We start from the raw sequence: 22,242 nt of genomic DNA on the forward strand, positions 1-22,242 counted from the left end.
TTGTCTTATATAATGGTAACATACTGAAAATTTTTAGGAGAAGGTTAGATGACAACATGAGAAGAGTAAATGAAATTTTTAGTGATTCTATCGTAAGCGGTAATATAAATACTGCCATTGTAGAATCGGTAGTCTTAAGCAAAAAAACCAAAACCATTGAAATGAAAATTTTCTCTGATAAATATATTGAAATCAGTGAATTTGAACATCTCAATAAGTTTATAAGGGAAAGATTTGGCTTAAATGAGTCTACCATTACTGTGAAGTATGACGATAAGACAGATAAAAAGCCTGTAGAAGAGGAACTCCCAAGTATTATATCTTCCCTGAAAAATAAATATCCTGCCTTAAAAGCATTGCTGGGTAATAGTGAATATGAAGTGGATGAAGATACTATAAATTTTAGCTTTAAAAGCGCTGTATCCAACATTTTAATCGGCATGAATTATGATAAAAAAATCCATGAGGCCATAAAAAAACTGTACGGCGCAGCATATAAAATAAATTTTGCTGATAAAGTAAGCAGTGAAGAAGTCATAAGGCAGCAAGAGGAAATCCTTGCAAAGGAACGATTGTTTATTCAAAATGAAGTTAGAGAGACACCGAACAATAATACATATAAATTGCCTAAGGAATCTGAAGTAAAGGCAGAGACCGATGGGAAAAAACGCGATCCATTTTTGATATTAGGCAGAAGTAGTAAGATTAAAGACACCATCATGAAAATTGTCGAGATTACACCGGATGAGGGCAAGATCGCTCTAGAGGGTGAAATATCAAATATAGAAGCGAAGGAATTGAAAAGTGGAAAAACATTAGTTTCCTTTGATTTATATGATGGCTCAAGTTCTTTGACCTGTAAATCTTTCTTGAAGCCTGGCGAAGACGAAGAGATATTATCCAGGCTTCAAAAGGCTAAGGGTGTCAGGCTTTCAGGAAATGCAGGCTACAGCAAGTTTTCCGGAGAAGTTTATGGCAAGTGCCACGGATTTGATCAAAAGAGCCATGAGCTGGGGCATGAAATCCATTGCGATAACGGACCATGGCGTGGTGCAGTCCTTTCCTGAAGCCCATAAGCTTTTAGGGAGAGATCATCCCGACATGAAGGTTTTATATGGAGTGGAGGCCTATTTGGCACCGGATAAAAAACCATCTGTGACAAACCCCAAGGGTCAGAGTATCGATACTACATATTGTGTACTGGATTTGGAAACCACAGGCTTCTCACCAGTAACTGAAAAAATTACTGAAATAGGGATTATGAAGCTTGAAAATGGCAAGGTAATCGATAAATTCAGTTGTTTTGTAAATCCTGAAAAGCCTATCCCATCAAAGGTGGTGGAGGTTACCCAAATAACTGATGATATGGTAAAGGATGCAGAAACCATAGAGAAGGTATTTCCTAAAATGCTGGATTTTATGAAGGGGAGTGTTTTGGTTGCTCATAATGCAGGATTTGATATGGGCTTCTTAAAACATAATGCCAGTGTCTTAGGCTATGACTTCGACTTTACCTATGTGGATACCTTATCCCTAGCGAAGGAGTTATTCCCGGATTTTAAAACCTATAAATTAGGAAGAATTGCTAAAAACCTTGGCATAAAGGTAGAGGTTGCACATAGAGCTTTGGATGATGTGGATACCACGGTTAAGGTGTTCCATATAATGGTCGAAAAGCTTAAAGAAAGGGGAGCAAAAACCCTTGAGGAAATAGATATATATGGTTCTGATGAGGAGGCATTGAAGGAGGAGTATAAAAAACTGAAAACCTATCATGCCATCATTTTTGCAAAGGATTATGTAGGGTTAAAGAATTTATACAAATTAGTGTCTATCTCTAGTTTAGACTATTTTCACAAAAGGCCTCGTATACTGAAAAGCATCTATAAAAAGTATTCCGAGGGTTTGATCATTGGAAGTGCCTGCAGTGAAGGGGAACTGTATCAGTCGATACTCTTAGGAAAATCCGATGAAGAAATTGAGGCCATTGCAGAGGAATATGATTATCTGGAGATACAGCCTCTAGGAAATAATGATTATTTGGTAAGAACAGAGCAGGTGCCGAATAAAGAATATCTAAAGGAAATTAACAGAAAAATTGTAGCCCTGGGAGAGAAATTAAATAAGCCTGTAGTAGCTGCGGGAGATGTTCATTTTCTGGATCCTGAGGATGAGATATACAGACGTATACTGGAAGCAGGACAGGGTTTTAAGGATGCCGATGAGCAAGCTCCCTTATATCTAAGAACCACAGAGGAGATGCTGGAGGAGTTTTCCTATTTAGGCGCTGAAAAGGCATATGAGGTGGTTGTTACAAATACCAATAAGATATCAGATATGTGCCAACAGATTAGTCCCATTTCATCGGAAAAATGTCCACCCCACATTGAGGGCTGTGAGCAGACCATTAAGGACATAACTTATGGGAAGGCCCATGAGCTATATGGAAATCCATTGCCGGAAATAGTTGAGAAAAGATTAGATAAGGAATTGGATTCCATTATAAAGAATGGTTTCTCCGTAATGTACATCATCTCACAAAAACTGGTATGGAAATCAAACGAGGATGGTTATCTGGTGGGATCTAGGGGGTCCGTAGGGTCATCTGTTGTAGCATATATGACGGGGATCACGGAAGTAAATGCCCTGCCAGCCCATTACAGGTGTCCCAGCTGCAAGCATTCGGACTTCACAGATTATGGTTTTAAGATCGGTTTTGACTTACCAGATAAGCTTTGTCCTGTTTGTGGAGAACAGATGGCCAAGGATGGTATAGACATACCCTTTGAAACCTTCTTAGGCTTTAATGGGGATAAGGAGCCGGATATCGACTTAAATTTTTCTGGTGAATATCAGGCAATAGCCCATAAGTATACAGAAGTAATCTTTGGAAAGGGCACAACATTTAAGGCAGGAACCATAGGGACAATAGCGGATAAAACAGCCTTTGGCTATGTGAAAAAATATTTTGAAGAAAAGAACATGACAGTAAACAAGGCAGAAATAGCCAGAATCGCAAAAGGATGTACAGGTATAAAAAGAACCTCGGGCCAGCATCCTGGTGGAATTATCGTAGTGCCTAAAGGAAGAGAAATCTATGAATTTTGTCCTGTACAGCATCCTGCCGATGATCCAAATTCTGATATCATCACAACCCATTTTGACTATCACTCTATTGACCAGAACTTATTAAAGCTGGATATATTGGGCCATGATGATCCCACAGTCATAAGAATGCTCCAGGATATCACCGGAGTGGACCCTAAAACGATACCTATGGATGATAAGAAGACCATGTCTATATTTTCATCCACGGAAGCCCTGGGCGTAACACCGGAGCAGATAAACTCCAAAGTGGGAACCTTTGGTATCCCTGAATTTGGAACTAGATTTGTAAGGGGAATGCTTTTAGATACAATGCCAAAGGCCTTTATGGATTTGATATGTATATCGGGGCTTTCACATGGTACAGATGTATGGATTGGCAATGCCAAGGACTTGATTGATCAGGGAATCGTTACCTTAAGTGAGGCGGTATGTACGAGAGATGATATCATGACATATCTTATCAAAAAAGACCTGCAACCCAATACTGCCTTTAAGATTATGGAGACGGTACGTAAGGGAAAGGCACTGAAGGACTCAAAATGGCCGGAATATGAGGAGCAGATGAGGGCGTGTAATGTACCTGAGTGGTATATAAACTCCTGTAAAAAGATAAAATACATGTTCCCTAAGGCCCATGCTGCAGCCTATGTAATGATGGCCTTCAGGATTGCTTGGTTCAAGGTTCACATACCCAAGGCTTATTACGCAGCATACTTCAGCATTAGAGCAAAGGCCTTTGATGCAGAGTTTATGATATTTGGTAAAGAAAAGGTTAAAGAAAAGATGAAGGAAATAGAAATGTTGGGCATGCAAGCAGCGCCTAAGGATAAAGATATGTATGACGACTTAGAAATCGTTTTGGAAATGTACGAGAGGGGCATTAAATTTTTGCCCATAGATTTATATAAGTCCCATACCACAAAATTTCTGGTAGAAGAGGATAGCTTAAGGCCGCCTATAAACAGTATTTCCGGCATGGGAAACGTTGCAGCAGAAGGCATATATAATGCATTTCATGAAGAAGAGCCCATCAGCTCAATAGAGGATCTAAGGAAACGGGCCAAGATCGGGAATGCTGCTATAGACTTACTTAAAAAGTTTGATTGTTTGAACGGTCTTCCTGAAAGTGATCAAATGAGCCTATTTGATGTAATCTAATGGATAAAGTCACTGCCGTGGTGTGATATTGCAAAGTACATATAAATTAAGCCGCTAGATGGTTATTTTTGTTCGAATGAGACACGGGGATGGTTGGTGCGCCAAGCAAAGGCGCATCAACCGTCCCCGTGTCTCACTGTTCTTTTATATTAGCTGGTTGTGAAAAAGCAAATGACGTATGATTTTATTACTTTTTTGCAGTTTTTAAAAACTCAATATACTCTTCTCCCCAAACCCGAAGCTGTTCTAGAACGGGATTGAACGCCTTGCCCAAATCTGTCAGCGAATACTCAACCCTAGGTGGAATTTCCGAATAAACATATCGGCTAACCAATCCATAATCTTCTAACATTCTTAATTGCTTTGTTAACGTAGCCTGGGTAATATCTCCCAGACTTCGTTGGAGTTCTCCATGGCGCAGTGGCCCATCATTCAAATGATACATAATCAGTATTGACCATTTTCCTGAGAAGACTTTTTGTGCAGTAAAATATGGACATTTTCCAAAAAGACTATCATTATTTTCCATAGTATCTCCTCCTATAGTATCCTATTAGATACTTACATCAAATTAAAATCGTACTTGTTATTTTAGTGATACATGATATTATTAACGTGCAATTAATTTTAACACAGATATATGGAAGGAGCAATCATCATGAAAAAAGCATTAGAATTTTTAAGGGAAAGTGGTACTTTTTACTTGGCAACCAATGAAGGTGACCAGCCAAGGGTTAGACCATTTGGTGCTGTCTTTGAATATGAAGGGAAGCTATATATCGTCACAAACAACACGAAACCAACCTTTAAACAAATGTTAGCAAATCCAAAAGTTGAAATCTCTGGTATGAATGAAAAAGGACAATGGATTCGTGTTACTGGAGAAGTTGCAAATGATGATAGACGTGAAGTAAAGGAACTTGCACTTGAAGCTGTACCCTCTCTAAAGTCTATCTACAGCATTGATGACGGAATTTTTGCAGTTCTGTATTTTACAAAAGGAACAGCTACCATTTCTTCTTTTACAGCAGCGCCTGAAACATTCTCGTTATATTAATGTAAGTGAATATTATTCATACCCTAGCGGTATTATACGAAGAAAAGTTATTTAAATCTCCTGAGATTTAAATAACTTTTCTTTGTATAGCCATGTAAAATCCTAGGATTGTAGAAGTTTTAAAAATCCATTTCAATATGTAGGCTGTTGTCATCGGTATTTTGGTCTTTTAGTATACTTATAATATATTTCTTTACAAAGCTATCGGGTGCTGACTGCCATAATGCAAAGCCTTTCGATTTGAGAATCTCTTCTTCACCCTCTTGGTCTTTGCCTGAAAAGTATCTTACGTTCAATATTTCCATCGTCCTAGACATGATATCTAACTCTTCCTTCGTATAGCGATTAAGACCAATCAGTGCAAGATAAGCCATATAGTAGGCTTCTTTTCCAAAAGATTTCGCTGAATATTCCCTGAAATGATTTATATTTTCATCGAGAAGCCCTTCTTGAGTTGACCATCCTTCTACATCAACCCATGAGGTACTGTAGTCATAAGTATTCTTAGTAGGGGAATATTGTAAGATTCCATACTGCTGAGGATAGACATTTAGAGAGCTCGTGACAATATCATAAATAAGATTGTTTCCTTGTGTTATCTTTCCTTTATTTACTGGCCTATATGAACTTATATCCTGAATATGAATATGGCCAGATAAAAATACATTTAACCCCTCCTCCTCAAATACAGCCAAAGACTCCTCTTGATTATCTAATGTGTATCCTTCATGGATGATTTCATTATGGTCAAGTAGATTGTGGTGCATCACCGTAATGATCTGTGCACCATTTTTCTTTGCTAGGTCATTACATTTTTTTATCCAATTTAAGGTTTTAGGTCCAATAACCCCGTCAGCCACAGGGCTACCTTTTTTCATGTTGTCCTTGTATTGATTTGTATCCAGCATCAACAACCACATATCTTCTGAAGGCGTAGCAAGATAGCTTAAGGTAGTCTTATCCCAAGATATGGCCTCTTTATATCCAAAGTTTTTATATATCTTCTTAAACTCCTTAGCATCTATTGTTTCTGTCTCATACCGTTGATCTTGCTTAAAACCTATAGCCCAAGGGTTGAGTATGTCATGATTTCCTGGAATAACATAGACAGATGTACCCAAGTCTTCAATTTTATCAAGAAGCCTCTTCAACTCCAGGTGGCTTTCCTTTTCTCCATTATTGGTCAAATCACCGCTGATCAACAAAATATCTGGCTTTTTCTTTTCTATATCATAGGTAAAAGCCTTCATAATTTCGTCAATATATTCTAGTTCTCTTCCATCATCAGCAAGAGAAACATACTTTTTAAAGGCGTCTCCCCTATCTTTTAGGCTGTTGGCTAGATAATGAATATCTGAAGCAACAAAGAATGTGATTTCTTCTCCTGCTTTGAGCTGTGTAGATAATTTTTGGTCTCTCAGAAACATGCCAATGAATCCGAGTATAAGAATCAGTACTATCCCTACAAATAATCCTTTTTTTGCTCTCATGATATCCTCGTTTCCCGTTTTACTAGATAATATATATATACATGATTTCATTAGGGTAAACAATAGGTTTATACAAAAATGCAATAATGATGTTGCTTCTTAAACTTCATGGGAAGATTTATTGAATTAGCTGTATTGCTACAAGTATTTTCTAACAGGTCTTTTCTATGCTATGATAGATTAAAGTGATATAGGGAAGGGAAGCAGTTCATCGGCTGGGAGATCATAATAAGGGGAGGAAAAGTAATTGTTCAGTACAGTAATAACGGCTTTTGTTTCATTTGCAAGTACCAATATAGACGACATATTTGTGCTTATGCTTTTTTTCTCGCAAATAAATCATGTTATGAAAAAAGGGCATATTATTCTTGGGCAGTATATAGGAATCGGAGTTCTGACAGCGGTAAGTATAATTGGTGCTTTAGGGGTATCGCTCATTCCAAATGAATATGTGGGCTTTCTTGGAATAGTACCGATATATTTAGGTATAAAAGCATATTTTGAACACAAAAAAGAGCGTATGGATCAGACGAATGCAGGGCAGCAAGAAGCACAAGATCATGACAATAACAAACTTGAAGAACCAACAAGTATGCAAGAAAGCCATATAATACCCGTTATGAAGGGTTTTGTTAACCCAAGTGTGGTAAAAGTAGCGAGCGTAACGATTGCTAACGGTGGAGATAATATAGGGATTTATATACCTCTTTTTACAAGTATGAATTTTATTGACATCATGATAACAGTGGCAGTCTTTATACTTCTTATAGGACTATGGTGTTTTATTGGTCTAAGGTTGGCAGAATATCCTTTCGTTCAGAAAAACATCGAAATAAATAAGCATGTCTTTATTCCCATCATATTTATAGGGTTAGGAATTTTTATATTAATTGAAAGTGGAACCATAACTTATATTTATAAGAAAGTGCTTTCGGGATGGTTGTAGGGAGATGAGATTTTCTATTGTACAAAAGGCGAGGGATTTGGTGTATTGGAGGATAAGGAAGTTTCCGTGAGATATTTGCAGGAGAAATCTTGTGAATCTTCACGGTTTTTTTATGCCCAAGGGGCAAACAGTAAACATCGATATGAATACCTAGTGCACATATCACAATATTTCCTATATAAAGTATCCATAGATGCTTATTGACAATAGAATAGGTATATGATAAATTAAAGCCAAGTATTTTGATATGAATACTATGAATGCTTAAGAGATATATGTAAGATACTTGAACAATTTGATTATAGGATTCATACAACGAAAATATTATTTGGTGCAAAAGAGTTTGCAAGAGAAGTGGCTGCAAAGCTTAAAGAAAAATATAATCTTTAGGAGGAATAAGGATGAATTTTAATTCGCTTGTGATTCATGGTGGTATTGATGGGGATAAAGCAACTGGTTCTGTAACTGTACCGATATATCAGACATCCACCTATGCCCAGGAAAGAGTAGGAGAACATAAGGGTTATGAGTACTCTAGAACAGGTAATCCTACTAGAGAAGCTGCGGAGAAGCTGATTGCAGACTTAGAAAATGGATATGCAGGGTTTGCATTTGGATCTGGTATGGCTGCGATTTCATCTGTGCTCATGATGTTTAAGGCAGGGGATCATATTATATTTAGTGATGATGTTTATGGTGGAACTTTTAGGGTGGTGGATAAGATATTTAAAAGCTTTGGCATAGAATATAGCTTTGTAGATACAAGCAATATTGCCAATATATCGAATCATCTTCAAGAGAATACGAAGGCGATTTATGTAGAAACACCCACAAACCCACTGATGAAACTAACAGATATTCACGCAGTATCAAAGATTGCAAAAGATCATGACGTACTGCTTATCGTAGACAACACTTTCATGACCCCTTATTTACAAAGACCTATAGAATTGGGTGCAAATATTGTACTCCATAGCGCTACGAAATATTTGGGAGGGCATAGTGATTTAGTTGCTGGAGTTGTAGTCGTCGATAGCGAAGACTTAGCCAACAAAATGCACTTCGTACAAAATGCTGTGGGCGCAATTTTAGGCCCCTTTGACAGCTGGCTGCTAGTGAAAGGGATAAAGACATTGGCTGTGCGCATGGATCGACATTGTGAAAATGCGGCTAAAGTGGTGGCGTGGTTGGAACAACAAAGTTGGGTGAGCAAAATATATTATCCTGGCTTACAAGCAGATACCATTGCAAAGGGGCAAATGAAAAACTACGGCGGAATGATTTCCTTTGAGGTCGCAAGTGAAGAAGTATTAGAAAAAGTGCTGCACAATCTAAAAACCATTGCCTTAGCAGAAAGCTTGGGTGGGATAGAGAGTCTTATATCGGTCTCAGCGAAAATGACCCATGCCTCAGTGCCTAAAGAGAACAGAGATAAATTAGGTATTACAGATACTTTAATTCGGCTCTCCGTGGGAATAGAAGATATAGAAGATATCATAAGTGATCTAGATATATCAAGAAAATAAGGGCTGGAGCCATCAGGTCAAATATGTAGGAAAGGACTTGCAGACATAAAATTATATCTGCAAGTCCTTTCCTATTACTTGGGATGCCAATCGTTATATTCAATGATTATAGTCCTGACATCCATGTATTCAGTCTAAATAACTCATTATGCGCCGCCTGTTCGTCTGTTCTGAGTATTTGGTTTTCTGGCTACTTGGTTTTGTTTCATTGTACCAGTATTGCCAGAATCAGTACCGAATTTATTTGTTGATTTCCCTTGTTTTTTGTTTGCAAGCATTTGTTTCATAGCATCTTGCAAACTTACCTTTTTTTTCTCAGCGGTTTCTGGGTCTTGCTCTTTATTTTTTGAATCAGACATATTCATAGATCTCCTTTTACATTGAATGATGATATTTTTGAAAGCTACTCACCATTATAATATACCAAAAGAAATTAAACAATGAATGATTGTGAGATAAAGACTATTTGAAATAGCAATGTGTTAATAATACAATATGGTAAAAAAAGTTTAATTAAGGGATGCGCACGATGCAGAGAAAACTGAGAGTACTTTGTATTGTGTCCGTTGATCCACTAATAAAGCAAGGATCGTCAAAAATATAGCTCTTTTATTAAAGGAGTTATTGAGAAATTGCAGAAAGTTTAATATATCAAAAGTAACTGTCTACAGTTACTTAAATGAAATCAAAACAAGTGAGGAGAGAATGCATGCAAGTTATCACTACAAACAATGCTTTGAGACCTGCCGGGCATTATGCACAAGCAATTGTTCATAACGGATTGATTTTTATCTCAGGACAATTAGCAATTGATCCTGATACAGGGGAAAAAATTCTTGGACCAATTGAAGAACAGGCTGAAAGGGCTTTGAAGAACATTGAATTGATACTCAATGAAGCTGGATGTAATAAAAATCATATTTTAAAAACCACTGTGTACATTTCGGATATTTCCTTATGGGATCCCGTAAACAAGATTTATAGTGATTTCTTTGGAAATCATAGGCCTGCACGAGCAATTGTACCTACCAAGGAGCTGCACTATGGTTTCAAAATTGAAATCGATGCGATTGCGGCTGTGTCACTATAGGTGGGATTTGATTTATTCAAAGTATATACATATGGCGCGATAACTGATCGTATAGGGATGCCCCTATTGATCAAACATATATGACTATACAAAAGCGAGATAGGAGTTGATGACATGAATATAAACTATGTTTGTCATGAATGTGGTAAAAAGTATAAACCAGAATCCTTGGTATTTCGTTGTGAATGCAGCGGCATGCTGGACCTTGAAAAATTTGAGGTACAATTCTCGCAAAAAGACATCGTTCAATCTGAATGGAGTTTGTTCAGATACATTAAAACAATGCCTTTTGGTGAAGACTTTAGCCTATGGAAAGACATATCTATGGGTGAAGGTTTAACGCCTATTGTTCCATTAGAAAAAGATAATCCTAATGTTTTGGTTAAGGTAGACTATATGATGCCTACATTATCCTTTAAGGATAGAGGTGCTGCCGTTTTAATTGCAAAAGCAAAGGAACTCGGCGTAGAGAAAGTTATTCAGGATAGCAGTGGCAATGCAGGTACTTCAATTGCTGCATATGCAAATAGGGCAGGTATAAAATGTGATATATACGTTCCAGAAAATACTTCTACAAAAAAAGTGAAACAAATTTCTTCCCATGGGGCAAATGTGCACTTGATTAAGGGAAACCGTGAAGACACTGCAAAAGCCGCATTAACCGCTGTTGAAAACGGCGAAGGATTTTATGCCAGCCATGTGTACAATCCCTTTTTTTATCAAGGAACGAAAACCTATGTCTACGAAATCTATGAGCAATTAAATGGTGAATTACCAGAAACTTTAGTCATACCTGTAGGCAACGGCACTTTGATTTTAGGTGCTTACTATGGGTTTAAAGAATTGTTGGACTTAGGTATGATAACAAAACTGCCCAAAATCGTTGCTGTTCAAGCTGAAGGCTGTGCGCCTATATATAAAGCTTTTACCGAGAAAAAATCCACTGTGGATGGAGTAGCAAATATGGGAACCTTAGCAGAAGGTATAGCTATAGCGGAGCCTAAGAGAGGAAAACAAATATTGGATGCTATTAGAGATACAGATGGAGAAATCATTGTCGCACCAGAGAACAAGATTGGTGAGACAAGAAGATACTTAGCGGAGAAAGGCTTCTATGTGGAACCTACTACCGCAGCCACTTTTGCAGCATTTTTCGATTACTACGAAAGAAACAAAGATCATATAAAGGGCAAGGTGCTTCTACCTCTATGCGGAGCAGGATTGAAAGCAGATTAATTTTTGATATAATTGATTGGTAGGTTTTGAAAACTATAATGGACAATATCAAATAGGTGTTATTATGGATGCTTTAGGGTAAGAGAAGATTCTATGTATTGGAAACAAATTATTTACATTTTGTGTACTACCACTAAAATTTGTTAATTCTGATGGAGCACCTATTCGAGCGAGCGCTATTTTACAGAAATAGTCAAGGTAAAGGATTTGTGTGCGATATCTTAATGATCTAGTGAAGATACTACTAACAAGAGTACACCATCTATGTCAGAGTAGTTCCTATAGGCCAGTGGTGACGGCACTTGCTTGCTTTAAATTAAATAAAGATAATAATATTTAAGGGAGAGAAAAGAATATGTATACACTTAATGAACGAATGGAAACAGTAGATTTAGGAGGCAGTGTAACACGTAAAGTGCTTTCATATAGCGAAAACCTTATGTCCTGTGAAATGACATTTACAAAAGGTGCAATAGGTGCTTTGCATTCCCATCCCCATGAACAAATTGGATATGTTATTTCAGGATCTTTCGAATTGGAAGAAGAAAATGCAGGAAAACAAATTATAAAAGCAGGAGATAGTTATTATATAGCACCTAATGTGATGCATGGTGTGGTCGCTTTGGAAGATTCAAAGCTGCTGGATATCTTTACGCCGATGAGAAAGGATTTTCTTTAATTTTATTCTGAGTTAAAGGACTTTTGTTTTAAAAAATACATTTAGAGAATTGAGAAAAATGAAGGTCATCATGGTTTAAATGGAGAACGGTAAAGGGGGATAACGGATGAAGACGTATTTCAAAGGATTTGTGGTAGGGATGATAGTTATGGCAATGATCAATAGCTTTGTGTTTGCAGGGGGATTATTGGAAACGATTGATGTGTTATGGAACAGTGTGAATATTGAAATCCTTGGAGAAAAGATTGAAATGAATAATTTGCTTTATAATGGGACTACATACGTTCCGCTTAGAGAAATTTCAAAAGTTTTTGGGAAAAAGGTTGAATGGGATAAGAATTTAAATGCTGCAAACATTACACCTGTAGATATGAGTATTAAAGTAGATGTGGAAGAGGTTTCCTCTGATATCATCGATCAAGCAAAGCTAGAATTAGTTGGGATTAGTGAAAAACTAACAGATATGCAAAACCATGATGAGATTGAGAAGATCTTGCAGGATTTTAAAGAGATGAGCAAGCTGGATATTGAATATATATACTTCGGGGCACAAGACTCAGGGGGAATGTCTATAATCCCTAAAACAGTGCTTCCTGAGGACTATGATCCTAGGCAGAGACCTTGGTATACAAATGCAGATAATGATTATTATATAGCCGATGTTTATACAGATATAAGTAATGGTGCACAAATTTTATCTATGTCTAAACCTGTATATCAAAAAGATAAGCTTGTGGGTGTAGTTGGAATAGATATAAAACTTGGAATAGAATAAATTTAATTGTAACTATAAAATATCATTGTATGAGAAAAATAAGAACGTCTATGGGTTTAGAAATTAACGCTAAGCCCAGAGACGTTTTTCATTTTTAAAGAATATCGTTATACCGCAGTTTTTTTAAAATTTAGAAAGATAAAATGAAACATGGTATAATCAAAATATCAGAAATTAGTTGAAGGAGTACATTATGGGTAAAGTGCATCTTAATCTTCAAACGAAAATTATTATCCTGACATTTATCATAATTTTCATGTCTGTTACTATAACCGTTTCTTTTACATCCCGATGGGTCATCGGAAATGTTCAAGATGAGATTGAAACCAATATCATGAATGTGGCTCAGTTGGTGGCAGCAACGCCTATTGTTATTAATGGTCTAAGCAGTAAGACACAGGGTAATGAAATACAGGAATACGTGGAAAAGGTATTAGCAAATACAGAAAAGGTTGAGATTATCGTTGTAGCGGACATGACAGGCATAAGATATGGACATCCTAGCCGAGACAGGCTTGGAAAAAAATTTGTAGGCGGAGATGAGCAGGAGGTATTAACAAAAGGGAATAGTTATATCTCCGAAGCAACGGGAACGATGGGGAGAGCCGTTAGGGCGTTTACGCCTATTATAGACTCAAAGGGCAATCAAGTTGGGTTTGCAATGGCAGGGGCGCTAACGCAAACTGTGCACCAGGTTAAAAAACAGAGTATCCTCACACTAATTCTTTCTTCGGGCATTGGATTGTTGATTGGGGCTGAAGGCGCTTTTTTATTGGCTAGAAATATTAAAAAAAGCTTATTGGGATTAGAACCTGAAGAAATTTTAAAGCTTTATATTGAAAAAAAAGGGATGTTGGATGCCATACATGAGGGAATCATTGCTATTGATGAGCATTCAAACATTACGCTGGTCAATGATTCAGCCATTAAATTGCTTCAGATCCAACAGGAGAATATTGTAGGTAAAAATATCATGGATATTTTCCCTACAAGCAGACTGCCCGAGGTCGTTAAGACAGGTGTTGCTGAGTATGACCGAGAGCAGGTATTAAATGAAACCATCATCATAACCAATAGAATTCCAATTAGGGATGGAGATAAGTCGGTGGGTGCTATTGCCACCTTTAGAGATAAAACCATGATTACCCAATTAGCCGAAGAAGTCACTGGAATTAAGCAAATTGTGGATGCATTACGAGCCAATACCCATGAATTTATGAATAAGATGCATGTTATTTTAGGGCTCATACAAGTAGGAGAATACGAGGAGGCTAAAAGATATATTATCAGTGAAACTGAAAGGCAGCAGCAAATTATCAGTTTGGTTATGAATAAGGTAAAAGATCCTACAGTAGCAGGCTTAATTTTAGGAAAATTTAGTCGTGCAAAAGAGCTGGGTATAGACATGAAAATAGATTTGGAATCATCATTAGAAAAAAGAATAGACAGAGTTCATAGCAATACCTTGGTAACAATTATTGGGAACCTTTTGGAGAACGCAATGGAAGCAGTACAAAAAAGCCATAAAACGGAGAAGTTTGTCAAGATAAAGCTGAAGGAATCGGAAAATGAAATTATCATCCAAGTAAAAGACAACGGTACGGGAATCCCCAGAGAAAATCAAGCATTCATTTTCAACAGAGGGTTTACGACCAATGAAGGCAGTAGGGGTATCGGTTTAGCACTTATCAAAGAAACGATTGATAATCTAGGTGGACAAATTGAAGTATCATCAGATTATGGCAAAGAAACAAAATTCAAGATCACTATACCAAAGGAGGGACAAAGTTGATCAAAGTACTAATTGTCGAAGATGATCCTATGGTTGCACAATTAAATAAGAGATATGTAGAATGCATCAATGGATTTCAGGTAATCGCCATAGCGTGCAATGGAGAAGATGCTTTACGTTATGTGAAGAATTCAACGATTGACCTAATTATACTGGATATCTACATGCCCAAAATGGATGGCGTTAGTTTTCTGAAGGAGTTGAGAAAGCGGTCCATTAAAATCGATGTAATATTGGTTACAGCAGCAAGAGAAGCTGAAAATATTGATGAGGTCTTAAAGTTGGGTGCAGTGGACTACTTAATTAAGCCCTTTGAATTTGAAAGGTTGAAACATTCATTGGACAATTATTTGCTCAGACATCAATTGTTGAACAATAAGAATCAAATTGAACAAGAAGATATAGATAGAATTACGAATAAGCAAGAGAAAAATTCAAGCTATCCACTGAAAAAAGGTCTGCACAAAAATACACTGGAAAGCATTCGAAATTTTGTGCGAAATAATCGTAAACAAGCTGTAACAAGTGAAGAAGTGGCTGAAAGAATAGGGGTTTCAAGAGTGACAGCAAGAAGGTATCTAGAATATTTGGTATCTATACAAGAGGTGAAATTGGAAATAGAATACGGTTCAACTGGCAGACCTGGTCATTTATATAGAGATATACATGGATAGTTAATTGCTGAAGATATGCAGAATTTTAATAATGTTAACTTAATAACAAAGTATTTTTTATTTACAAAACATTTAGAATAGTTTCTAAATGTTTTTTTATTGGTTGTTTTTATATACTATTGAGTTAATCAAAAAGATATAGTGCATACAACGATAAACGACCTGTTAAGTATGGTCATGGAGAAAGGATGAGTTTATGAGTTTCGATGAAAAGAGCTTAAAGCTACATGAGGAAAAGGTAGGAAAAATCGAAGTAATATCAAAGGTTCAACTAAACAACAAAGATGATCTTAGTACAGCCTATACACCAGGGGTAGCTGAACCCTGTAGAAAAATTCATGAAAATAAGGAAAACGTATTCAAATATACGTCAAAAGGAAATCTTGTGGCAGTTGTGACAGATGGGACAGCTGTTCTTGGACTTGGAGATATCGGACCAGAAGCAGGCATGCCTGTAATGGAAGGGAAATGCATATTATTCAAAAACTTCGCCAATGTAGATGCTTTCCCCATTTGCTTAGCCACAAAGGATGTTGATGAGATTGTTAAGACGGTAAAAATGATTGCGCCAACTTTTGGAGGGATCAATTTAGAGGACATTGGGGCACCAAGATGCTTCGAGATTGAAGAAAGATTAAAGAAAGAACTAGATATTCCTGTATTCCATGATGATCAGCATGGAACAGCGATTGTTGTTATTGCAGGAATCATCAATGCATTGAAACTTGTAAATAAGAAAATCGAAGATACCACGATTGTAGTGAACGGAGCAGGGGCTGCGGGTGTAGCCATTGTAAAAATGCTTCAAAGCGCCAATGCTGGGGATATACTTTTATGCGATCGACAAGGAATCCTGTATCCTGGTGCCCCAGGCAACGATGGGCACAAGGAGGAAATGTCCCACACCACAAACAAAAATGGTAAAAAGGGAACATTAAGAGATGCCATGGAGGGAGCAGATATATTTATTGGGGTATCTGCGGCTAATGTTGTAGATGCAGATATGATCAGAAGTATGAACAAGGATGCCATTGTCTTTGCTATGGCCAATCCTGCACCAGAAATTCTTCCTGATGCAGCACTGGCGGCTGGTGCAAGAATTGCAGGATCAGGTCGATCCGATTATGCAAATCAAGTCAATAATGTACTGGCATTTCCAGGCGTATTTAGAGGTGCCTTAGACGTACGCGCCAAGGAAATTAACGAGGAAATGAAACTGGCAGCGGCATATGCCATAGCAGAGATTGTGACCAGTGAAGAGTTGAAGGAGGATTATGTCATTCCAGATGCCCTTGACCCTAGAGTTGCCAAGGGTGTAGCGGCGGCAGTGGCAGAAGCAGCTAGAAAAACAGGCGTGGCAAGAAAATAAGAAAGCAGAATAAGCCTTATTCTAATATACAAAGGTGGAGAGGGTTCTTGGTATATACGGGAATTCTCGCCTTTGATATAAATCATCAAATTAAGGAGGTAAATTATGACAACAACACTAAATGAAAAACCAGGCTACAAGATCATGGGTTTATCTTTACCGTTATTCGCAATCATAGCAGTCGTTGTATTAGCTGGAACTTATTTAGGCGTACTACCCACAGGAATGATTGGGGCATTTGCACTAATGATGGTTGTTGGGGCAATTTTTAATGAAATTGGCACCCATCTACCCATTGTAAAAGATTATTTAGGTGGAGGACCGATAGTTATTATCTTCGGCTCTGCTGCATTAGTGACTTATGGAGTTTTTCCAGAAAGTTCAGTAGAAATCATGAATAATTTTATGAAAGGCGAAGGTTTCCTGGACTTTTATATTGCAGCCTTGATCACAGGCAGTATCTTAGGAATGAACAGAGAACTTCTTATTAAAGCGGCTGTTAGGTATCTTCCAGCAATCATTGGCGGGGTTGTTGTATCCTTAGGATTAGTAGGCTTAGTAGGAGCAGTGATCGGTTATGGTGCAAAGGAGGCTATTCTTTATATCGGTGTACCTATTATGGGTGGCGGTATGGGTGCAGGTGCTGTTCCACTATCTAAAATCTTTGGTTCTACCTTACAGAAAGATCCTGCGGAAATGCTTTCCATCATGGTTCCTGCAGTAGCTTTAGGGAACGCATTGGCGATTGTTATGGCAGGCGTACTAGATAGAGTAGGAAAAGTAAGAAAAGAGCTTACTGGAAATGGCGAATTAATGGTTATTCAAAGTAAAGGGAATGTTGTAGCAGAAAAAGAAGAACCCATTCAAATTGATTATAAGATGATGGGAATAGGGCTCCTGATGGCAGTAACATTCTTTATTTTCGGTTCCATACTTGGAAAATTTATACCTAGTATTCACGCCTACGCTTTAATGATTATATCAGTGGCTGCAGTAAAAGCATTAGGATTGCTTCCGAGGAAATATGAGATGGCAGCTTTTCAATGGTTTCAATTTGTAATGAGCAGTCTAACAGGCGTGTTATTGGTAGGTATTGGTGTAGCTTATACAAACCTACAACAGGTAATCGATGCTTTCACACTGCAGTACGTACTATTAGTAGGTGTTACAGTAATAGGAGCAATTTTAGGATCTGGTTTTGTAGGAAAGCTAGTAGGTTTCTACCCGATTGAGTCTTCTATCACAGCAGGTTTGTGTATGGCAAATATGGGTGGAACAGGGGACGTAGCTGTATTATCCGCATCAGATCGTATGAAATTAATGCCATTTGCTCAAATATCCTCCCGTATCGGTGGAGCGTTCATGTTAATTCTGGCAAGTACACTTTTAAGACTCATTTCTTAGTTGAAAAGGAGGCAGACATCATGGTCTGCTTCCTTATTATCGTTTGTAGGGGTACTAAAAGATTGCTAACATGTGTTTCATAGGAGATTGAGTAACAGAAAAAAAGGGGGAAGAAAAATGCACGCACTTCACAAAATGTTGGCACGAGCATCAGGAAAAGACTATGTAAAAGAAGGTGAAATTGTCAAGGCCAAGGTCGACTTGGCAGAGGTGAACGATTTATATCTGCAATCTATCCGATCTTTTTACGAAATGAAAGGTACGAAAGTGCATGATCCTGATAAGATAGCGTTTATACTAGATCATTATTCGCCAGCACCCAGCATTCAGTCAGCATCCAATCAAAAAGCCATGCGCGAATTTGTAAGAGCCCAAGAGATTAAATATTTATTTGATATCAATGCGGGTGTATGTCATCAGGTTATGGTGGAAGCAGGTCTAGTGTGGCCAGGAATAATTCTGATCGCTACTGATTCCCATACGACGACCCATGGAGCCTTTGGCGCCTTTGGAACAGGGGTTGGCGCTACAGACTTGGCAACCATTATGCTTACTGGAGAACTATGGCTAAGAGCACCTGAGGTCATTAAGGTAGAAATCAACGGAAAGCTTAAACCTGGCGTGATGGCAAAGGATGTAATCCTCCACATATTAAGTAAGTTGGGAACGGATGGGGCAGTATACAAAGCCATTGAATATACAGGTAATACTGTTGAGAATATGAGCATTGCAGAAAGAATGGTTATTTGTAACATGGCTGTAGAAATGGGTGCCAAGACAAGTTATATTAAGCCCGATAAGAAGATATTAACTTATGTAAAAGAAAGAACAGATCAGGATTTTGAGATACTGGAGACCGATGAGGATTATCACTATGCAGAAATCCATGTCTTTGATGTAGAAAATCTCGAACCGCAGGTTGCAATACCCCATAGTGTGGACAATGGGGTAGACATCAGCACAATAAATGAGGTCTATGTAGATCAAGTGCTGATTGGAACATGTACTGGGGGCAGATTAGAGGACATCGAAATCGCTACAAAAATTATTGAAGGAAATAAAATTCATCCAGATACAAGACTGATTGTTATCCCAGCATCAAGTGAAGTGATGGAGAAGGCCATCGAAAAGGGATATATAACAATGCTGATAAAAGCTGGGGCTACTATTTCCAGTCCAGGCTGTGGACCTTGTCTTGGAACCCACCAAGGATTATTAGCACCTGGAGAAGTTTGTGCTACAACATCCAGCAGAAACTTTCCTGGCAGGATGGGCAGTACCCAAGCAGATATTTATCTTGTCTCACCAGCTACTGCTGCAGCCATTGCCATAGCAGGGAAAATTACAGATCCACGAAAGTACTTACAAATATAATGGATTAAGGAGAGGAGATACAATATGCAAGATATCATTCAAGGGAAAGGTATTGTTGTAGGAAAAAACATTGATACGGATCAGATTTATCCTGGAAGATATTTAGAACTAGTAGAGCCAGAGGATATCGCAAAACATGCAATGGAGGGCGTAGATCCAAATTTTCATGGACGATTTAAGTCGGGGGATATTATTGTTGCGGATAAGAATTTTGGCTGCGGATCCAGCAGGGAACATGCGGTGATTACGTTAAAGGCTGCCGGTGTTGCAGCTGTTATCGCTCCATCCTTTGCAAGAATCTTCTATAGAAACGCCATCAACCTAGGTCTGCCCCTGATTACTTGTGGAGAAATCCTAGAGAAAGTTGATGAGGGAGATATGCTGGAGATAGACCTAAAAATTGGTAGAATTAACAATACAACAAAGGCTATCCAAATTGAGGGGGAAAAACTTCCGGAATTTGTGCTGGATATGATCTCCCATGGAGGGATCAAGCAATATCATATCAAGGGAGTAGGAACAGAAAAGTAATCAGTATACCTGAAACCTTCTCTTAGATGGAAATGGATAACCATTCCCATCTAAGAGGAGGTTTTCTATTTTTTACTTTTGGTCAAAGTTTATAAAAATTTAATAATTTATTAATTGGAGGTTTAGGATTGTACTTTATAATTGAAGAATAGAAGGGACTGATGATATGAAAGAACAAAAAAATCCTAAGAAGCCAATATACTATTATTATATAGCGGCACTGATGATTGTAATGCTTCTAAATGCCTTTGTTTTTCCATTATTGGTAAAGCAGAATGTCACGCAAGTTGATTATGGCACATTTTTAACACAAATAGAAAGTGGAAAAGTGAAAGTTGTGGAGATAGAGGAGAATCAGATAGGCTTTATAACTGCAGATGAAGAAGGTAAAGAAAAAATATATATAACTGGTCGTATGGATGATCCAGAGCTGGTGAATCGTCTTCACAAGGCGAATATTCAGTTCTCTAAAGTTATTCCAAGACAGAATTCACCACTTATGAACTTTATACTGACTTGGATCTTTCCAATCGTTATATTTTATGGTATTGGACAGATACTTGCAAATTCGATGCAAAAGAGGATGGGTGGCAACGCCATGACCTTTGGAAAGAGCAATGCCAAGGTATATGTTGAAGCACAAACTGGAAAGACCTTTGCAGATGTTGCAGGACAGGATGAAGCGAAGGAAGCATTAACTGAAATCGTTGATTTTCTGCACAATCCAAATAAATATAAAGAAATTGGTGCGATTATGCCAAAGGGTGCACTGCTTGTAGGGCCTCCAGGTACAGGGAAGACACTCCTAGCGAAAGCTGTAGCGGGAGAAGCCAAAGTACCGTTCTTTTCCATATCAGGATCTGAGTTTGTGGAAATGTTTGTAGGTATGGGGGCAGCAAGGGTACGGGATCTTTTCAAACAGGCACAGCAAAAGGCACCATGTATTGTCTTCATTGACGAGATTGATACCATTGGTAAGAAGCGGGACAATGGAGGAATTGGTGGGAATGATGAGAGAGAGCAGACTTTAAATCAGTTATTAACTGAGATGGATGGGTTCAATGGAGAAAAAGGTGTGGTGATTCTAGCGGCAACCAATAGACCCGAATCCCTTGATAAGGCACTCCTACGCCCGGGAAGATTTGATCGTCGTGTCCCTGTAGAATTACCAGATTTATCGGGCCGTGAAGCAATTTTAAAAGTACATGGAAAAAATGTAAAGCTGGATCAAGATATTGACCTTAATGCAATTGCAAGAGCCAGCTCAGGCGCATCGGGTGCGGAGCTTGCCAACATAATAAACGAAGGCGCCCTTAGAGCCGTAAAATGTGATCGCAAGTATGTAACACAAAGTGATTTAGAAGAGGCAGTAGAGGTTGTGGTTGCTGGATATCAGAGAAAGGGTGCCGTGGTTTCACCAAAGGAAAAGCAGATTATTGCATACCACGAAATTGGGCACGCTATTGTTGCAGCAAAGCAGACAGAATCTGCACCTGTCCACAAAATCACCATCATTCCTCGTACATCTGGGGCACTGGGTTATACCATGCAGATATCTGAAGGAGAAAATGTCCTGATGACAAAAGAGGAAGCATTCAATAAGATTGCAACCTATACAGGTGGTCGTGCCGCAGAGGAGTTGATTTTCGGAACGTATACTTCTGGCGCTTCTAATGATATTGAGCAGGCAACAAAGATCGCACGGATGATGGTTACCCGCTTGGGAATGAGCAAAAATTTTGATATGATGGCATTGGAAACCGTCTCTAACCAATATCTCGGAGGAGATGCTTCTTTAATATGTTCTCCCGATACTGCATCAAAAATTGACGAAGAGGTACTCTCTATTATCAAGAAAGCCCATGAAAAAGCGATTAACATCTTAAAGGATAATCTGGATAAGCTTCATGAACTATCCAGATATCTCATCGAAAGAGAAACCATCACTGGAGATGAGTTTATGGAGATTTTATCGAGATAACCCATATTATAAGCGTGAGCTTAAACCATAAATTGTCATCCTGAGCGAAGTG

At 38.1% G+C, this 22,242-nt stretch carries 19 protein-coding genes; 16 read left to right on the forward strand and 3 right to left on the reverse strand.

Annotated features, from left to right (window positions below; translation table 11 throughout):
- Together K0R93_RS19150 and polC are read left to right on the forward strand one after the other, a co-directional pair.
- On the forward strand, positions 1-1,067 hold a 1,067-nt coding region (locus K0R93_RS19150; protein WP_330685183.1), incomplete at its 5' end, for a PolC-type DNA polymerase III N-terminal domain-containing protein.
- Positions 973-4,266 (forward strand): DNA polymerase III subunit alpha, encoded by a 3,294-nt coding sequence (gene polC / locus K0R93_RS15330; RefSeq protein WP_330685184.1) that lies wholly within the window; start codon positions 973-975, stop codon positions 4,264-4,266. The genes K0R93_RS19150 and polC, both read left to right, overlap by 95 nt.
- Before the next feature lie 187 nt (positions 4,267-4,453).
- Here the strand turns inward: polC and K0R93_RS15335 are convergent, their stop codons facing one another.
- Positions 4,454-4,795, reverse strand: coding sequence for a winged helix-turn-helix transcriptional regulator (locus K0R93_RS15335; protein ID WP_300303017.1), 342 nt, complete (start codon positions 4,793-4,795; stop codon positions 4,454-4,456).
- A 129-nt stretch (positions 4,796-4,924) separates the two neighbouring features.
- Between K0R93_RS15335 and K0R93_RS15340 the strand changes: the two genes are divergently transcribed.
- A complete protein-coding gene (locus K0R93_RS15340) occupies positions 4,925-5,323 on the forward strand; it encodes a pyridoxamine 5'-phosphate oxidase family protein (RefSeq protein WP_300303019.1) in 399 nt (132 codons plus the stop codon).
- A 119-nt stretch (positions 5,324-5,442) separates the two neighbouring features.
- On the opposite strand, the gene K0R93_RS15345 is transcribed toward K0R93_RS15340, so the two are convergent.
- Positions 5,443-6,813: a metallophosphoesterase gene (locus tag K0R93_RS15345; RefSeq protein ID WP_300303021.1), complete on the reverse strand. Its 1,371-nt coding sequence runs from the start codon at positions 6,811-6,813 to the stop codon at positions 5,443-5,445.
- 247 nt (positions 6,814-7,060) lie between these two features.
- Between K0R93_RS15345 and K0R93_RS15350 the strand changes: the two genes are divergently transcribed.
- On the forward strand, positions 7,061-7,759 hold the full coding sequence (locus tag K0R93_RS15350) for a cadmium resistance transporter (protein ID WP_300303023.1): 699 nt from the start codon (positions 7,061-7,063) through the stop codon (positions 7,757-7,759).
- A gap of 401 nt (positions 7,760-8,160) precedes the next feature.
- Complete coding sequence (locus K0R93_RS15355; protein WP_300303025.1) at positions 8,161-9,285, forward strand: bifunctional cystathionine gamma-lyase/homocysteine desulfhydrase; 1,125 nt, start codon at positions 8,161-8,163, stop codon at positions 9,283-9,285.
- 146 nt (positions 9,286-9,431) lie between these two features.
- Here K0R93_RS15355 and K0R93_RS15360 read toward each other — a convergent pair whose 3' ends face one another.
- The gene (locus K0R93_RS15360) at positions 9,432-9,644 is read right to left on the reverse strand and encodes a hypothetical protein (RefSeq protein ID WP_300303027.1); all 213 of its coding nucleotides are present in this window, start codon (positions 9,642-9,644) and stop codon (positions 9,432-9,434) included.
- A gap of 350 nt (positions 9,645-9,994) precedes the next feature.
- Between K0R93_RS15360 and K0R93_RS15365 the strand changes: the two genes are divergently transcribed.
- The 11 genes from K0R93_RS15365 (at position 9,995) to ftsH (ending at position 22,190) form a co-directional block, all read left to right on the forward strand.
- Positions 9,995-10,375 carry a RidA family protein gene (locus K0R93_RS15365; RefSeq protein ID WP_300303029.1) on the forward strand — a complete coding sequence of 127 codons (381 nt, stop codon included), beginning with the start codon at positions 9,995-9,997 and terminating at the stop codon, positions 10,373-10,375.
- 114 nt (positions 10,376-10,489) lie between these two features.
- The gene (locus tag K0R93_RS15370) at positions 10,490-11,611 is read left to right on the forward strand and encodes a threonine synthase (RefSeq protein ID WP_300303031.1); all 1,122 of its coding nucleotides are present in this window, start codon (positions 10,490-10,492) and stop codon (positions 11,609-11,611) included.
- A gap of 355 nt (positions 11,612-11,966) precedes the next feature.
- A complete protein-coding gene (locus tag K0R93_RS15375; RefSeq protein ID WP_300303032.1) occupies positions 11,967-12,290 on the forward strand; it encodes a cupin domain-containing protein in 324 nt (107 codons plus the stop codon).
- A gap of 106 nt (positions 12,291-12,396) precedes the next feature.
- Positions 12,397-13,065, forward strand: a complete 669-nt coding sequence (locus tag K0R93_RS15380) for a PDC sensor domain-containing protein (protein ID WP_300303034.1) — start codon at positions 12,397-12,399, stop codon at positions 13,063-13,065.
- Positions 13,066-13,258: 193 nt separating this feature from the next.
- Positions 13,259-14,857, forward strand: coding sequence for a DcuS/MalK family sensor histidine kinase (gene dcuS / locus K0R93_RS15385; protein WP_300303036.1), 1,599 nt, complete (start codon positions 13,259-13,261; stop codon positions 14,855-14,857).
- A complete protein-coding gene (locus K0R93_RS15390; RefSeq protein WP_300303038.1) occupies positions 14,854-15,531 on the forward strand; it encodes a response regulator in 678 nt (225 codons plus the stop codon). Before dcuS ends, K0R93_RS15390 begins: the two co-directional genes overlap by 4 nt.
- A gap of 196 nt (positions 15,532-15,727) precedes the next feature.
- A complete protein-coding gene (locus K0R93_RS15395) occupies positions 15,728-16,900 on the forward strand; it encodes an NAD(P)-dependent malic enzyme (RefSeq protein WP_300303040.1) in 1,173 nt (390 codons plus the stop codon).
- Positions 16,901-17,005: 105 nt separating this feature from the next.
- A complete protein-coding gene (locus K0R93_RS15400) occupies positions 17,006-18,304 on the forward strand; it encodes a 2-hydroxycarboxylate transporter family protein (protein WP_300303042.1) in 1,299 nt (432 codons plus the stop codon).
- 117 nt (positions 18,305-18,421) lie between these two features.
- Positions 18,422-19,678: a 3-isopropylmalate dehydratase large subunit gene (locus tag K0R93_RS15405; protein ID WP_300303044.1), complete on the forward strand. Its 1,257-nt coding sequence runs from the start codon at positions 18,422-18,424 to the stop codon at positions 19,676-19,678.
- 24 nt (positions 19,679-19,702) lie between these two features.
- Positions 19,703-20,209, forward strand: coding sequence for a 3-isopropylmalate dehydratase small subunit (locus K0R93_RS15410; protein WP_300303046.1), 507 nt, complete (start codon positions 19,703-19,705; stop codon positions 20,207-20,209).
- Between the two features lie 166 nt (positions 20,210-20,375).
- Positions 20,376-22,190, forward strand: a complete 1,815-nt coding sequence (ftsH, locus tag K0R93_RS15415) for an ATP-dependent zinc metalloprotease FtsH (protein WP_300303048.1) — start codon at positions 20,376-20,378, stop codon at positions 22,188-22,190.
- Positions 22,191-22,242 lie beyond the last annotated feature (52 nt).

This window comes from Anaerosolibacter sp. (assembly GCF_029240175.1).
GTDB lineage: Bacteria > Bacillota > Clostridia > Peptostreptococcales > Thermotaleaceae > Anaerosolibacter.

Coding starts and splice junctions, on each gene's coding strand:
- polC (WP_330685184.1), top strand. CDS start 973: ATGGCAAGTGCCACGGATTTGATCAAAAGAGCCATGAGCTGGGGCATG.
- K0R93_RS15335 (WP_300303017.1), bottom strand. CDS start 4,795: ATGGAAAATAATGATAGTCTTTTTGGAAAATGTCCATATTTTACTGCA.
- K0R93_RS15340 (WP_300303019.1), top strand. CDS start 4,925: ATGAAAAAAGCATTAGAATTTTTAAGGGAAAGTGGTACTTTTTACTTG.
- K0R93_RS15345 (WP_300303021.1), bottom strand. CDS start 6,813: ATGAGAGCAAAAAAAGGATTATTTGTAGGGATAGTACTGATTCTTATA.
- K0R93_RS15355 (WP_300303025.1), top strand. CDS start 8,161: ATGAATTTTAATTCGCTTGTGATTCATGGTGGTATTGATGGGGATAAA.
- K0R93_RS15360 (WP_300303027.1), bottom strand. CDS start 9,644: ATGTCTGATTCAAAAAATAAAGAGCAAGACCCAGAAACCGCTGAGAAA.
- K0R93_RS15365 (WP_300303029.1), top strand. CDS start 9,995: ATGCAAGTTATCACTACAAACAATGCTTTGAGACCTGCCGGGCATTAT.
- K0R93_RS15370 (WP_300303031.1), top strand. CDS start 10,490: ATGAATATAAACTATGTTTGTCATGAATGTGGTAAAAAGTATAAACCA.
- K0R93_RS15375 (WP_300303032.1), top strand. CDS start 11,967: ATGTATACACTTAATGAACGAATGGAAACAGTAGATTTAGGAGGCAGT.
- K0R93_RS15380 (WP_300303034.1), top strand. CDS start 12,397: ATGAAGACGTATTTCAAAGGATTTGTGGTAGGGATGATAGTTATGGCA.
- dcuS (WP_300303036.1), top strand. CDS start 13,259: ATGGGTAAAGTGCATCTTAATCTTCAAACGAAAATTATTATCCTGACA.
- K0R93_RS15395 (WP_300303040.1), top strand. CDS start 15,728: ATGAGTTTCGATGAAAAGAGCTTAAAGCTACATGAGGAAAAGGTAGGA.
- K0R93_RS15400 (WP_300303042.1), top strand. CDS start 17,006: ATGACAACAACACTAAATGAAAAACCAGGCTACAAGATCATGGGTTTA.
- K0R93_RS15405 (WP_300303044.1), top strand. CDS start 18,422: ATGCACGCACTTCACAAAATGTTGGCACGAGCATCAGGAAAAGACTAT.
- K0R93_RS15410 (WP_300303046.1), top strand. CDS start 19,703: ATGCAAGATATCATTCAAGGGAAAGGTATTGTTGTAGGAAAAAACATT.
- ftsH (WP_300303048.1), top strand. CDS start 20,376: ATGAAAGAACAAAAAAATCCTAAGAAGCCAATATACTATTATTATATA.